A 14,102-nucleotide genomic window follows, 5' to 3' on the forward strand; every position below is an offset into this window, starting at 1 on the left:
CTATAGTTTGACGCCCCTTTTGTTTTATAGTTCGTTGCGCAGTAAAATATCCCTGAGTCTTTCCCCCGCCTTTCCATCAAATTTATAGAGCCAGTCCTGTTCAAATTTCTTTTTGTTGGGTAACTGCTGCTGATGTAGTTGCTCGATGTTATCCAGGGCTTCCGGCAATTCATCTAAACTATAGACAGGGTGCGCCACGCCTGCATCCACAAAAGATTTTGACACATCTAGTTTTCCTGCCGGATGGTTTTCCAGGGTAATAAGGGTGGTATGTTCAAAAGCTGCAAAAGGCATTAAGTAAGTGGAGTAAAAGCCTATAACTATAGATATGCTACCACTTCGTTCAAGTAGCTGTGCATCGTCGATAATATCTATTCCCTCAGCAATGCCTTGCCATGGTGTAATATCCTGGTCAGGGTGGGGTTTTACGTATAGTTTATAGTTGAGCTGCCGGGCTATAGTTGCCAGTTCTTCAACAAAAGTCTTTTTGTAAGCAGGCGACCACTTTAATAATTGTTTTTCAGCTAACGGTTGATCTATAAAGAGTATGGCGCGTTCTGGTATAGTTGGTCTTACGGTAGCCAGCTCATCAAAATAAGGGATACCGATAAAGTGTACTTTCTGGCTGCCTGTAAGGTGGTCGTGTTGCTGGTGTACCGCGTAAACTTTTGGGCTGAAAGAGATATAACAATCTGGAAGGCGTTTAGGGGATGCTAGTAACTTAAAGGTCTCAATATAATTCTTTCTGCCCCGAACCGAAATATATTCTTTTGCAAAAGCTGCATCCTCTTCTGAAAATTGCCGGATACTATTCTTCAAAAACAGCCTGGATTTGATACGGTTTCCGAAGTTGTATAAGAATGTCCTGAACTTATTATAAGGGCTTTGGTATAGTTGTGGGCTTATAGTTGCATCGCAGGCAATACCATAATCTGCACGCATGCCATGCTCTAAATGATACGTAAATATTCCGGCAGCTTTACAGGCTATATTCAGTACCACTGCATGGTAAGTATCAATGTATAAGAAAAGCACTTTGTGCGGTGCTAACGCTTTAAGCAAGTCCTGCGCACTTCTGTAATCAGACCAATAAATAGCCTGGCCATAGTTCAGATATGCTTTGTTATGCTCTTCATCGGGCGACGAAAAATACAGAAACCAGAATTCGCAGGCATCTCTGCACATATCCAGCATGCTCAGATAATCTGTTCTGCAATAATCGCCGATAAATAGTATTTTTGGCTTGTCCACCTTTATATAAAATTACGAAGAGGTAATTTACCATTAGCAACGTTAACTTGAAAGTTACCATACTACATATTATAGAATCGCTGGTGATTGGTGGAGCCGAAGTGCTTTTAACAGAGTCTCTGAAAGGTGTTTCTGATGATTACAGGCATGTGGTGGTTTACATGCGGCCCCCTGAAACGCTCTTGCCAGAAGTTAAAGCTGCTAAACTATACTGCCTGAACTATACTGGAAAATATAGCTTACTGAGCTGTGCCTGTAAACTGCGGGAAATTATTAAAGCAGAGCAGGTTAAGCTTATTCATGCGCATCATTACTGGCCAATTATAGTTGCCAGATTGGCAAAACCAGCAAATATTCAGTTAATTACTACTATACATGGCCTGCTGAGTAAAGATGCATTCCAGCCAAACCGTTTAAGTTTATACCTGGAGAAACTAACATATAGTAAAAAGCATCACATGGTTTTTGTGTCAGAAACTGTGGCGCAGGACTATAGGAAGTATATAAAAACAGGTTCTAACTGCTCTGTGGTCTATAATTTCGTGAAGGATGAATTTTATCTCCCGGAATATTGCAGCTCGGCAAAGGAAAATTCAGAAGGGTTTCGGTTTGTTACGGTAGGAACTCTGAAATCAGCTAAGAACCATACTTTTTTACTGGAAGCCTTCAAGCTTTTAAAAGGAGAGAATATTTACCTTGATATTATCGGGGATGGGCCATTAATGGATGAGTTGCAAAAAAACATTGATGAGAATAGTTTAGAGAAAGTAAAACTAAAAGGCGAACATCAAAAAGTAAATGAACTGCTGCACCAATACGACGGATTTATACTTGCCTCAGCGCACGAAGGGTTTGGGATTGCGATGGTTGAGGCGATGGCGGTTGGTTTGCCTTGTGTTTTATCAGATATTGATGCGCACAGGGAAGTTACAGCGAACCACGCCCTTTTTTTTGATCTGGACTTACCAGAAGACTGTGCAAAAAAGATACTTGAACTGAAGAATAATGCTGAGCTGAGAAATAAACTAGCCTTGTCCGGAAAGGCCAGAGCGCAAAAGTTTAAAAGGGGAATTTACCTGCAGCAAATAGATGCTTTGTACAAACACTACCTTACCTGATCAACTGTGAATATAGCCTTTCTTTGCCGCTGGAAATTAAGTGATGGACTAACTGTTTCTACAGTAGCGCCGCACCTGGAGGCATTGGCAGGGATGCAAAACATCAGGCAAATCGTATTTCTCACACTTGAAGATACGGCAGGAGCCCTTGGGTTAAAGGAATACGATTCTATACTGAAGCATGATAAAGTAAAGTGGTTGCCATTGCGGTCGTCAAACTATAAACGAAGGTTATTTAACCAGATAGCAGATTACAGGAACGGGTATAAAGCGCTAAGAAAAGTTTTAACCGACGAAAAGATTGACCTGCTGATTGCGCACGGTGCGCCGGCCGGAGCTGTAGCTGATAAGGCGACAAAAGTAGCTGGTACTCCATTTATAGTTTCATTGTTTGAGCCGCATGCTGATTATATGCTGGAATCCGGAGTCTGGAGTAAGTTTGGCCTGAAGTATAACATGCAAAAGCAGTGGGAGAAACAGCAGTTAAAAAATGCTGCGGGACTGATGCCGGTTACTCTGGGCTATAAGCAAAAACTATTAACCCAAGGAGTATACCCTGGTAAAATTGTTGTGATACCTTGTTCTGTAGACTATAGGCGATTCCAGTTTGATGTTCAGAGAAGGCTAGAGCTGCGTAAGCAACTGGGCTGGGAGAAGGCAACTATAGGCATTTATGCCGGCAAATTTGGCGGACTATACTATACCAAGGAAGCTTTTCAGATCTATGAGCAATGCTTTAGGTTAATCCCGGATTTTAGGCTGATCATTTTGTCGCCACAGCCGCAGGAGGGAATTCAACAGCAACTGCGTAACTATAAAATCGACCTGAGTAAAGTATATGTTGATTCGGTGCCACATGAGCTGGTGCCGGCTTATCTTTCAGCTGCCGATTTTACGTTGGCAACTTACAAGCCCGGCCCTTCCAAAAAATACCTATCTCCGGTTAAAATTGGCGAGTACTGGGCAAACGGATTGCCGGTATTGCTGACGGAAGGCATCGGCGACGATAGTGACATCATAAAGAACGAGGGAGGAGGCGCACTTTTTAATTTAACGCAAACCGGTAGCCTGGAGAAAGCCATTCAGCAGATCCAAACTATAGTTAGCGACCCGAATCACCGGCAGAGAATACCACAACTGGCAGCAAACTATAGATCACCGGAGAGAATCAGGGAAGCGTATGAATATTTCTTTAACAAACTCAGCAGTAACGGGCTATGAAAATTTTATTTATAGTTCCTTACCCGGTTGGTAAAGCTGCTTCGCAAAGGTATAGAGTAGAGCAATGGCTACCTGTGCTGCAGGAGCAAACTAAAAACTATAAACTCGCGCCTTTCTGGGATGCAGCGACCTGGGCGATACTTTATAAGAAAGGCTATAGTTTACAGAAGCTGTTCGGATTAGTAAAAGGCATGTTCAGAAGATTACTGCTGTTAACTAAACTGCCGGCTTACGATTATGTTTTTATCCATCGTGAAGCCGCACCCGTTGGGCCGCCGTGGTTTGAGTGGCTGGCAGCAAAGGTCTTTCGCAAAAAACTTATTTTCGATTTTGATGACGCTATCTGGATGCCGAATACAACTGATGGTAACAGCATGGCATCAAACTATAAATGGCATCACAAAACTGCCCAAATCTGTAAATGGAGTTATAAAGTAAGCGCCGGGAATCATTTTTTGCAGCGGTATGCTTTAAACCATAACGCAAATGTTGTTTATCTGCCTACTGTTTTAAACACGACTACAAACTATAGCCACCTTAAAGAGCAGCAAACAGAACGGGTAACTATAGGCTGGATCGGGTCGCATTCTACGTTGCCTTATTTAAAGCTTATAGAACCGGTTTTGCAGCAACTGGAACAAAACTATAGTTTCGATTTTATAGTAGTGGCAGACCGGAAACCGGATTTAAAGATAAAATCGCTGAAGTTTATAGTTTGGTCTGAAGCAACAGAGGTTAAAAGTTTGCTGCAGTTTAACATAGGTGTAATGCCGCTACCCGATACCGGGTGGGCAAAAGGGAAGTGCGCCTTTAAAGCACTGCAATACATGGCGCTGGGCATACCGGCTGTGGTTTCGGAGGTTGGAGCAAACAGGACAGCTGTGCCTGATGGTTTGGCTGGCTATAGTTGTACAACGCAACAGGAATGGTACGAAAAGCTGGAACTCCTGCTGGAGGATACCGGACTGAGAGCTGAATTTGGTCGCGCCGGTAAACTTTGGGTTACACAGGCATACTCCATGGCTGCACGTCAGCAAACCTTTCTGGAGTTATTTACTTAACCTTTTTATTCGCTTTCAGGAAGTTTCGGGCTTCTTTAAATGCCGCTGATTTTTTCTCTGAAGAATTGATAACGATGGTGTAATAGCGTTTTGCCTTCGATTTATCTTTTTGCTGGTCGCTGATGCGGGCCAGGTTCAGGTAGGAGTTAATAAAGTAACCCGAATCACGTTCGTTGCTCATCTCGGCATACATAATGGATTCCTGGTAATACTGTTTTGCTTTTTCGAGGTCGCGGTATTTGTTCTGGTTAACGTAGGCCAGAATGTAAGACGCGTAACGGCCGCTCACAGCTTCGTATCCGGGCATTTTCTGTTCAAGTTTATGCAAAATATCCAACGACACACGCTCTGCCATCGAGAAATGGCCCTGCACAAATAACAATCGGGCATAAAAACGCTGGAAGTAGGCATTGTCCGGGTATTTGGTTGCCAGCGACTGCGCAATTTTCATCGATTCATCCAGGTTGCCTTCTTCGTTTGCGTAGATCTTCATCAGGAAGAACTTTGCTTCTGTTCCTGTATAAAAGCCGCTGTTTGACACATGGCGTAGCTGCTTTAATCCCAATCGCTTATCACCATCCGGGAAGAAAGCCAGCACAGGGCGCAACATTTTATAGTTTTCGTGTATCCAGATAGCGTAATAATTAAAAAGTGCTTCCCCAAAAAGGAATTCCGGGCTCAGTCCATTACCGGCTTTGGCAATCTCCATGTATTCTATAGCGCGCTTGCTATGCACGGTGGCCTTACGCCAGTTGCTACGCTCAGAGTGCAGCCGGGCCGAGAAGCCATTGGCAGCAGCCAGGAAAAAAGCCGCTTCCGTGTTGTTCTCATTCTTATCGTATAGTTCTTCCGCCTTTTGAATGGTGGTATCCATGTAGGCAAAAAACAGGTCGTCGTATTTTTTCGTCTGGATGTTGGTAGGTACAATTTTCCACCACTGGCTCAGGCCCATCAGAAAGTATGGCAGCGGGTGCTCCGGGTAACGGCGGCGCAACGACTTAAACTGCTTCTCGGCACGCTCATACTTAAAGTTGTACATGTTATCAACAGCACCTTCCAGTTCATACTGTACTTCTTTGTTTAGCAGCAGCATGCCTTTTACCTTCACCGCAGCAGGAATTACATCTACTGTACCAATATTGATCTGGCGCATGGCAGTAGTATCGCCTGTAGTTTCCTGGGTTTGTGCCGTAGCCATTACAGGTAAAAGTAAACCAAAGGCGATGTATAAAAACTTCTTCATGTGAAATTGTAAAATTCTATTTTTTGTGCGCCACTTGCTACCGTATCAGGATAGGAAATGAAAGTACAACTTTTATATTAATTTTGAGTTCAAACCCAAAACTACAAACATGCAGCTCCTGAAACAACTATGCCAGATACATGCTCCGTCAGGCAACGAAAAAAAGATGACTGACTTTCTGCTAAACTATATCGAAACACATAAAGTTCAGTGGAAGGTGCAACCCGTTATAGTAAATAACGAAGATTTTCAGGATTGTATTTTACTCGTTTTCGGGAAGCCGCGCGCCACTGTTTTTGCCCACATGGATTCTATCGGGTATACCGTGCGCTACGGCCATGAGCTGGTGCCAATCGGTGGCCCTGCCTCTAAAACCGGTTACACGTTAACAGGCTCTGATAGCCAGGGCGATATTACCTGCACGCTGAAATACGACGAAGAAGAAGGCGAACTGAGCTACGAGTACCATCGCGAAATCGAGCGCGGCACCGAGCTGGTTTTTAAGTCGGATTTCAGGGAAACGGATGAAACGGTGCAAAGCTGCTATATGGATAACCGCCTGGGTGTTTGGGCTGCACTAAAAGTTGCTGAGACGTTAGAAAATGGTATTATAGCGTTTAGCTGCTGGGAAGAACATGGCGGTGGTTCGGTTGCTTACCTGGCCAAATACATTTACGAACATTACCAAGTACGCCAGGCCCTGATTGCCGATATTACCTGGGTTACAGAAGGTGTACAGCCGGGCAAAGGCGTTGTTATCTCGATGCGTGACAGCCTGATTCCCCGGCGCTCGTATGTGCAGAAGATCATTAACATTGCCAGAGAATCGGGAGTGCCCTACCAGTTGGAGGTGGAAGGGGCTGGTGGCAGCGATGCCAAAGAACTGCAGAAAGCCGCTTATCCCTGGGACTGGTGCTTTGTAGGTGCCCCCGAAGATAACGTGCACACACCTGATGAAATCGTAAACAAGAATGACATCTATAGTATGGTTAAGCTGTACAAGGCACTGCTGGAGAAACTATAATCAGTTAGAGAGTTTAGGAGTTAGAGAGTTTATGAAAGGGAAGTACGAACTATAGATTGAGGTGTTAAAATCACTGCCATTCTGAAAGAAAACTGGGAAGGGAAGCGTAAGCTTTTACTGCTTACAAACATGTTCCGATCAGGATTACATAATAGTGTGGGTTGGTTCTGATTTTGAACTATAAACTACAAAAGCGCGGTCCGGAACTGCGCTTTTTTGCTTTTAAACTATAGTTGGGCCTGTTCATGCAAACTATAGCTCCAACCGCTTCAGCCTAAGAAGTATAGCTGCACTTCATTCTAAACCGCTTTCAGGTAAAAATATTTGGAATATTCAAGCCAAACTCATTTCTTTAATAGCTATATTCAAATATTCTTTAACCTTAACACTCTTAACTCTTTTAAATGGAAAATATTCTTTACGCGATTCCTGCTCTTGGTCTGGCGGCCTTACTGTATACTTTTATACGGTCGGCGTGGGTAACGAAGCAGCCCGCAGGTAATGAGCGCATGACAGAAATTGCGCGCCACATTTCAGATGGTGCGATGGCTTTCTTAAAAGCAGAGTATAAAGTGCTCTTTTATTTTGTCATAATTGCTTCCTTGTTTTTAGGTTATCTGGGCTATTCCGGTGGTGAGCGATCGCACTGGTCTATTGTAATAGCCTTTATTATTGGTGCTGTTTTTTCGGCTACGGCTGGTTTTATAGGCATGCGCATTGCTACTAAAGCAAACGTGCGTACTGCCGAAGCAGCTCGTACCAGCCTTTCCCGCGCCCTGGACGTGTCGTTTGCAGGTGGTTCGGTAATGGGTATGGGCGTGGCTGGTCTGGCTGTTCTTGGCTTAGGCTCTCTGTTTATAGTTTTATATTACTATTTCGTACAGAGTACTGGTGCTGATGTAAATGGCATACAGATGGAGCGTGCCCTGGAGGTACTGACAGGTTTCTCGCTGGGTGCTGAAAGTATTGCCCTGTTTGCCCGTGTGGGTGGTGGTATTTATACCAAAGCTGCCGACGTGGGTGCTGACCTTGTAGGTAAAGTAGAAGCCGGTATTCCGGAAGATGATCCGCGTAACCCTGCAACTATAGCCGATAACGTAGGCGATAACGTGGGTGACGTAGCCGGTATGGGTGCTGACTTGTTCGGTTCTTATGTGGCAACTATACTGGCCACCATGGTGCTTGGCCGCGAGGTTATTGCGCAGGATAATTTCGGTGGCTTATCGCCGGTTATCCTTCCAATGTTGATCGCTGGTCTGGGTATTGTTTTCTCGCTGATCGGCATGCTGTTCATCCGTGTAAAAGAAGGTGGCGATGTGCAGGCTGCCCTTAACCGTGGCAACTGGATCTCTGTATTCCTGACAGCGGTAGGTGCCTACTTTGTAATTCACTGGATGCTACCGGAGCAGATGAACCTGCGTAATTTTGATTTCTCCGCAAACGATGTGTTCCTGGCAGTTATAGTTGGTCTGGTAGTAGGTACTTTAATGAGTATTATCACGGAGTACTACACCGCAATGGGTAAAGGTCCTGTTAATTCTATCGTACAGCAATCTTCTACGGGCCATGCTACCAATATTATCGCTGGACTGGCAGTAGGTATGCACTCCACGGTTCTGCCAATTATAGTTCTGGCTGCAGGTATTGTGTTCTCGTATGCAGCAGCTGGTTTATACGGTGTGGCGATTGCTGCCGCAGGCATGATGGCAACTACAGCTATGCAGCTGGCTATCGATGCCTTTGGTCCGATTGCCGATAATGCCGGTGGTATTGCTGAAATGAGCGAGCTGCCGAAAGAAGTACGTGGCAGAACCGATATCCTGGATGCAGTTGGTAACACAACGGCAGCAACCGGTAAAGGCTTTGCGATCGCTTCTGCTGCGTTAACTTCACTTGCTCTTTTTGCAGCTTTCGTTGGTATTGCAGGCATCGACTCTATTGACCTTTACAAAGCGCCGGTTTTAGCTGGTCTGTTTATTGGTGCCATGATTCCGTTTATCTTCTCCGCATTGGCTATAGCGGCAGTAGGTAGAGCAGCGATGGCAATGGTGCACGAAGTACGCCGTCAGTTCCGCGAAATTCCGGGCATTATGGAAGGTACCGGCAAGCCGGAATACGAAAAATGCGTGGCGATCTCTACAAAAGCGGCTATCCGTGAAATGATGTTGCCGGGCGCTATTGCCCTTATCGTTCCGCTTATAGTTGGTTTCGGTCTGAAAGGTGTGTTTGAAGAAACGCCATCTGCTGAAATTCTGGGTGGTTTGCTGGCTGGTGTTACCGTTTCTGGTGTACTGATGGCCATGTTCCAGTCTAACGCCGGTGGCGCCTGGGATAACGCGAAGAAGTCATTCGAGAAAGGTGTAATGATAAACGGCGTGATGGAGTACAAAGGGTCTGAGCCACACAAAGCATCTGTAACCGGCGATACCGTAGGTGATCCGTTTAAAGATACTTCTGGTCCGTCCATGAATATCCTGATCAAGCTGATGTCAATTGTGTCGTTGGTAATTGCGCCGCACATTGCTACAGAAAGAACACCTGCCATTCCGGAAGAGCCAAAACTGACACCTGAAGAAGTGAAGGTTACGCCGGCAACAGAAAAAACTATAAACGCTGAAAATACAGTAACGATAGCTGGTATTGCTGCAAAGTAACCTCAACTATAGTTATCAGTATAAAGAAGCCCGGCGCAAAGGCCGGGCTTCTTTTTTTATCATATTCTAAAATGCTACCTTTGTACAACTCACCAAAAAGCAAACTATGAGCCCCCGTACGATCACGCTGCACGATTGCGACTTTAGCACTTACCTGTACGAAGAAGAAATAATAGCCCGGATCACGATGCTGGCCGAACAGATCAGCAAAGAATATGAAGGCAAAAACCCACTATTCCTGGCTGTACTTAATGGCTCCTTTATGTTTGCGTCTGACTTATTAAAGCGGATAACTATACCTTGTGAGATTTCCTTTATCCGTTTGTCCTCTTATCAGGATATGGAAAGTACCGGAAGAGTAAGGGAAGTACTTGGCCTGACAGATAATGTGGAAGGCCGGCATATAGTGGTGCTGGAAGATATAGTAGATACCGGGCATACGGTACATAACCTGATCAACCAGTTGCAAGCCAGATTTCCGGCATCAGTAGAGATAGCCTCACTGTTACTAAAACCGGATTGCCTGCAGCACAAGTTAGATGTAAAGTATGTGGCCAAAGCTATACCTAACGACTTTGTGGTAGGTTACGGACTTGACTATAACGGCCTTGGCCGCAACCTGCGCGATATCTATAAGATCGTGTCTTAATTTATTTAAAGTAACCGGCTTACACTTGCCAGAGGCTTGAGGTTGGCAGGTCAAAAAATTTAACATTTCAGGAATTTTATACCTATTTTTGCTTTTTATTATAACCTAAGATATGCTCAACATCGTTTTGTTCGGTCCTCCAGGTGCTGGAAAAGGCACGCAAAGTCAGAAGCTGATCGATAAATATAACCTGATTCATCTGTCAACCGGCGATCTGCTGCGCTCTGAAATTGCAGCGGGTACTGAACTGGGTCTGAAAGCCAAATCTTTGATGGATAATGGCCTGCTGGTTCCGGATGAAGTGGTAATCGGGATGATTTCTAATAAAGTGCAGGAAAACAGAAACGCCGGCGGCTTTATTTTCGATGGCTTCCCGCGTACAGTGCCACAGGCACAGGGGCTGGATAAACTGCTGTTAGAGCATGGTACCCAAATTTCGTGCATGATTGCCCTGAAAGTAGACGATGAAGAGCTGACCAAACGTTTGCTGCTTCGTGGTAAAACCTCAGGCCGCCCAGACGACCAGAACGAAGAACTGATTCGGAAGCGTGTGGATGAGTATAATACTAAAACTACTCCTGTTGCTGATTATTATTCAGGACAAGGCAAGTATTTTGCAGTAGATGGCATTGGCGAGATCGATGAGATCTTTGCAGCGATCTGCAACCAGATAGATTCTTTGAAAGCGAAGAAAGAAGAGAAGTAAGCATTTACCGGACTATAGTCCACATTACTACCATATTGGCATCATCAAATTTTATTGATTACGTTAAGATCTGCTCACGCTCCGGACACGGTGGTGGCGGCTCTGCACACCTGCACCGCGATAAGAAAACGGCAAAAGGTGGACCTGATGGTGGCGACGGCGGTCGTGGCGGTCATGTTATACTAAAAGGCAACTCGCAACTATGGACGTTGCTGCACCTGCAATACCGCAAACACATTATAGCTGAGAACGGCCATAATGGCGGACCAAGCCACTCGAGCGGTGCGCAAGGCGAAGATCAGGTGCTGGAGGTTCCACTTGGAACAGTAGCCAGGAATGCCGAAACCGGCGAAATGATGTGTGAAATAACCGAAGACGGTCAGGAGATCATTCTTACTCCCGGTGGCCGCGGTGGGTTGGGTAACGCACACTTTAAATCGCCAACCAACCAGACGCCACGCTACGCCCAACCCGGCGAAGAAGGCCGCGAGGAGTGGGTGATCCTGGAGTTGAAACTGTTGGCCGATGTAGGTCTTGTTGGTTTCCCGAATGCAGGTAAGTCTACGTTGCTGTCTGTGGTATCAGCGGCCAAGCCTAAAATTGCCAACTATGCGTTTACAACCCTGGTTCCAAACTTAGGCGTAGTTGCTTACCGCGATTACCGTTCGTTTGTAATGGCCGATATTCCCGGAATTATAGAAGGAGCTTCGGAAGGTAAAGGACTCGGTTTAAGGTTCCTGCGCCACATCGAGCGTAACTCTATGTTGCTGTTCATGATTTCCTGCGAGAGCCCTGATATTGCCGAAGAGTACAGAATATTACTGAACGAACTGGAGACCTTTAACCCGGAATTGCTCGATAAAAAACGCTTGCTTGCCATCACTAAATCCGATATGCTGGACGAAGAGCTGGAAAACGAGATGCGAAGTACGTTGCCAAAAGAACTCGAGACAGTATTTATCTCAAGTATAACCGGTAAGAATATTTCTCAGTTAAAAGATATGATCTGGAATGCTCTAAACAGCTAGGCCAGTAATTTATAGTTTTATGTAAATCGGTAGTAGCTAACAGGCTGTCTACCGATTTTTTTTGAACGCCTATGGCGCAAATTGTTAAATGGCTGTATGGTTTAATTGTTAAGATTCGCAAAAGGCAGTAATCAACAATTTAGCAATTAAACAATTTAACAATCAAGCAGTGCCATTCTGGCACATGCGCCGGTTTGGCAAGACAATTGAAAAGACAAAGAAGACCTATTCATCTAACTTTTTTAAGGCATTATGTCAGATAAAGATATTAAAAAAGAACAGGAGCACGAAGAATTGCAGGAGAACACTGCCAGTGCTGAAACGGAAGGAAACCTGAACCAGGTAGACGAAACCGAAGAAACTGCTACTAAAGACCAGCAGGATGGCGCCGCTGCAGAGTTGGCAGAAATGAAAGATAAATACATTCGTTTGATGGCTGAGTTTGAGAACTTCAGACGCAGAACTGCCAAAGAGCGCCAGGATATCTTAAAAACTGCAAACCAGGACCTGATGGGCGAACTATTGCCTGTACTGGATGACATGGAACGTGCACGACAGGCGATGGAAGAAACCAAAGATGTGGATGCATTGTTGCAAGGCCTGGAGCTTGTTTTTCATAAACTGAGACAAGTAACGCAGCAAAAAGGACTGAAAGTAATGGATATTCCGGCTGGTGCTGATTTTGATGCTGACATGCACGAAGCAGTAACCCAGATTCCGGCGCCATCAGAAGAGCTGAAAGGCAAAATTGTAGACGTGATTGAGAAAGGCTATACGCTGAATGACAAGGTGATCCGTTTTGCAAAGGTTATAATAGGAGCGTAAGCAAATGGCTAAGAGAGATTATTACGAGGTGCTGGAGGTAAGCAGGGGAGCTTCGCAGGAAGAGATCAAAAAAGCTTACCGTAAGTTAGCCATCAAATATCACCCGGATAAAAACCCGGACGACCACACGGCAGAAGATAAGTTTAAGGAAGCTGCTGAGGCGTACGAAGTACTAAGCGACCAGCAGAAACGTCAGCGCTACGATCAGTTCGGTCACCAGGGTATGAACGGCGGCGGTGGCGGCATGAACATGGACGATATCTTCTCTCAGTTCGGGGATATTTTCGGTGGTGGCAGCCCGTTTGAAAGTTTCTTTGGCGGCGGACGCCAGGGAGGCGGTGGCCGCAGACAACGTAAAGGCAGCAACCTGCGCATTAAACTCAAGCTTAACCTCGAGGAGATTGCTAACGGTGTTGAGAAAAAGATAAAAGTTAAGCGCTACGTAGCGTGCAGTACCTGCGGTGGTAACGGTGCTAAAAACGGAACCGAAATGCAAACCTGCGGTAGCTGCCAGGGTTCTGGTCAGGTACGCAAAGTGGTTAACACTATGCTGGGCCAGATGGTTAGTACGGCCACGTGCCCGACCTGTAACGGCGAAGGTCGCATAGTTACCAAGAGCTGCGATGCCTGCCACGGTAGCGGAAGAGAACTTCAGGAAGAGGTAATAACTATAAATGTACCGGCCGGTGTAATGGATGGCATGCAGCTGTCTATGAGCGGAAAAGGTAACGTGCCTGAGCGTGGCGGTGTACCGGGAGATCTGTTGATTCAGATCGAAGAAGAGGCTCATCCAACCCTGAAACGTGATGGGAACAACGTTATCTTCGACCAGTACATCAGCTTTATGGATGCTGCCTTAGGTGCTGATATTGAAGTGCCAACTATAGGCGGTAAAGTAAAGATCAACATTAAGCCGGGTACGCAAAGCGGCGAGATCTTCAGGCTGCGTGGCAAAGGTATAAAAGACATTAACGGATATGGCAAAGGCGATCAGCTGATCCATATCAACGTCTGGACGCCGAAGCACCTGAGCTCAGAAGAGCGTGCCACACTGGAGCGCCTGCGCGATTCCGATAACTTTGCACCGCATCCGGGCAAAAACGATAAAGGCTTCTTCGAGAAAGTAAAAGACTACTTTCAGTAAGCAACTATAAACTATAAAAGAGCCGGTTCTTGATTTAAGGGCCGGCTCTTTTGCTTTTATATCCTTAACTATAATTTCTTTGTCAGGCTATAGTTATAGTTTGTCGAAAAGTATAGTATAAAGCGGATATAAAGTTGTCGTTCTGGTGCTTTAAAGCTATTTTTGATTACATCAAATG

At 45.3% G+C, this 14,102-nt stretch carries 12 protein-coding genes; 10 read left to right on the top strand and 2 right to left on the bottom strand.

The window, feature by feature from the left end; translation table 11 throughout:
• Positions 1 to 24: 24 nt before the first annotated feature.
• On the bottom strand, positions 25 to 1,251 hold the full coding sequence (locus tag GSQ66_RS18380; RefSeq protein WP_162428799.1) for a polysialyltransferase family glycosyltransferase: 1,227 nt from the start codon (positions 1,249 to 1,251) through the stop codon (positions 25 to 27).
• 47 nt (positions 1,252 to 1,298) lie between these two features.
• Between GSQ66_RS18380 and GSQ66_RS18385 the strand changes: the two genes are divergently transcribed.
• From GSQ66_RS18385 to GSQ66_RS18395, 3 genes are read left to right on the top strand one after another with little or no spacing between them, the layout of a single operon-like run.
• A complete protein-coding gene (locus tag GSQ66_RS18385; RefSeq protein ID WP_162428800.1) occupies positions 1,299 to 2,369 on the top strand; it encodes a glycosyltransferase in 1,071 nt (356 codons plus the stop codon).
• Between the two features lie 6 nt (positions 2,370 to 2,375).
• Positions 2,376 to 3,590 carry a glycosyltransferase gene (locus GSQ66_RS18390; RefSeq protein ID WP_162428801.1) on the top strand — a complete coding sequence of 405 codons (1,215 nt, stop codon included), beginning with the start codon at positions 2,376 to 2,378 and terminating at the stop codon, positions 3,588 to 3,590.
• Complete coding sequence (locus GSQ66_RS18395; RefSeq protein WP_162428802.1) at positions 3,587 to 4,651, top strand: glycosyltransferase family 4 protein; 1,065 nt, start codon at positions 3,587 to 3,589, stop codon at positions 4,649 to 4,651. Before GSQ66_RS18390 ends, GSQ66_RS18395 begins: the two co-directional genes overlap by 4 nt.
• On the opposite strand, the gene GSQ66_RS18400 is transcribed toward GSQ66_RS18395, so the two are convergent.
• Positions 4,644 to 5,894: a tetratricopeptide repeat protein gene (locus GSQ66_RS18400; RefSeq protein WP_162428803.1), complete on the bottom strand. Its 1,251-nt coding sequence runs from the start codon at positions 5,892 to 5,894 to the stop codon at positions 4,644 to 4,646. The genes GSQ66_RS18395 and GSQ66_RS18400 overlap by 8 nt on opposite strands.
• Before the next feature lie 109 nt (positions 5,895 to 6,003).
• Between GSQ66_RS18400 and GSQ66_RS18405 the strand changes: the two genes are divergently transcribed.
• From GSQ66_RS18405 to dnaJ, 7 genes are all read left to right on the top strand, one after another.
• Positions 6,004 to 6,918 carry a M20/M25/M40 family metallo-hydrolase gene (locus GSQ66_RS18405; RefSeq protein ID WP_162428804.1) on the top strand — a complete coding sequence of 305 codons (915 nt, stop codon included), beginning with the start codon at positions 6,004 to 6,006 and terminating at the stop codon, positions 6,916 to 6,918.
• A gap of 404 nt (positions 6,919 to 7,322) precedes the next feature.
• Positions 7,323 to 9,572 carry a sodium-translocating pyrophosphatase gene (locus tag GSQ66_RS18410; RefSeq protein WP_162428805.1) on the top strand — a complete coding sequence of 750 codons (2,250 nt, stop codon included), beginning with the start codon at positions 7,323 to 7,325 and terminating at the stop codon, positions 9,570 to 9,572.
• Positions 9,573 to 9,678: 106 nt separating this feature from the next.
• Entirely contained in the window at positions 9,679 to 10,221 is a 543-nt protein-coding gene (gene hpt / locus GSQ66_RS18415; protein WP_162428806.1) for a hypoxanthine phosphoribosyltransferase, read from the top strand.
• 112 nt (positions 10,222 to 10,333) lie between these two features.
• Positions 10,334 to 10,927, top strand: a complete 594-nt coding sequence (locus GSQ66_RS18420) for an adenylate kinase (RefSeq protein ID WP_162428807.1) — start codon at positions 10,334 to 10,336, stop codon at positions 10,925 to 10,927.
• A 35-nt stretch (positions 10,928 to 10,962) separates the two neighbouring features.
• Positions 10,963 to 11,955, top strand: a complete 993-nt coding sequence (gene obgE, locus GSQ66_RS18425) for a GTPase ObgE (protein WP_202923375.1) — start codon at positions 10,963 to 10,965, stop codon at positions 11,953 to 11,955.
• A 252-nt stretch (positions 11,956 to 12,207) separates the two neighbouring features.
• Positions 12,208 to 12,780 carry a nucleotide exchange factor GrpE gene (locus tag GSQ66_RS18430; RefSeq protein ID WP_162428808.1) on the top strand — a complete coding sequence of 191 codons (573 nt, stop codon included), beginning with the start codon at positions 12,208 to 12,210 and terminating at the stop codon, positions 12,778 to 12,780.
• Between the two features lie 4 nt (positions 12,781 to 12,784).
• The gene (dnaJ, locus tag GSQ66_RS18435; RefSeq protein ID WP_162428809.1) at positions 12,785 to 13,924 is read left to right on the top strand and encodes a molecular chaperone DnaJ; all 1,140 of its coding nucleotides are present in this window, start codon (positions 12,785 to 12,787) and stop codon (positions 13,922 to 13,924) included.
• The last annotated feature ends 178 nt before the right edge of the window (positions 13,925 to 14,102 follow it).

The organism is Pontibacter pudoricolor, from assembly GCF_010092985.1.
Taxonomy (GTDB): Bacteria; Bacteroidota; Bacteroidia; order Cytophagales; family Hymenobacteraceae; genus Pontibacter; species Pontibacter pudoricolor.

Excerpts from the sequence above, each read along its gene's own strand:
- GSQ66_RS18395 (WP_162428802.1), top strand. The coding sequence starts at position 3,587 with ATGAAAATTTTATTTATAGTTCCTTACCCGGTTGGTAAAGCTGCTTCG.
- GSQ66_RS18400 (WP_162428803.1), bottom strand. The coding sequence starts at position 5,894 with ATGAAGAAGTTTTTATACATCGCCTTTGGTTTACTTTTACCTGTAATG.
- GSQ66_RS18405 (WP_162428804.1), top strand. The coding sequence starts at position 6,004 with ATGCAGCTCCTGAAACAACTATGCCAGATACATGCTCCGTCAGGCAAC.
- GSQ66_RS18410 (WP_162428805.1), top strand. The coding sequence starts at position 7,323 with ATGGAAAATATTCTTTACGCGATTCCTGCTCTTGGTCTGGCGGCCTTA.
- hpt (WP_162428806.1), top strand. The coding sequence starts at position 9,679 with ATGAGCCCCCGTACGATCACGCTGCACGATTGCGACTTTAGCACTTAC.
- GSQ66_RS18420 (WP_162428807.1), top strand. The coding sequence starts at position 10,334 with ATGCTCAACATCGTTTTGTTCGGTCCTCCAGGTGCTGGAAAAGGCACG.
- GSQ66_RS18430 (WP_162428808.1), top strand. The coding sequence starts at position 12,208 with ATGTCAGATAAAGATATTAAAAAAGAACAGGAGCACGAAGAATTGCAG.
- dnaJ (WP_162428809.1), top strand. The coding sequence starts at position 12,785 with ATGGCTAAGAGAGATTATTACGAGGTGCTGGAGGTAAGCAGGGGAGCT.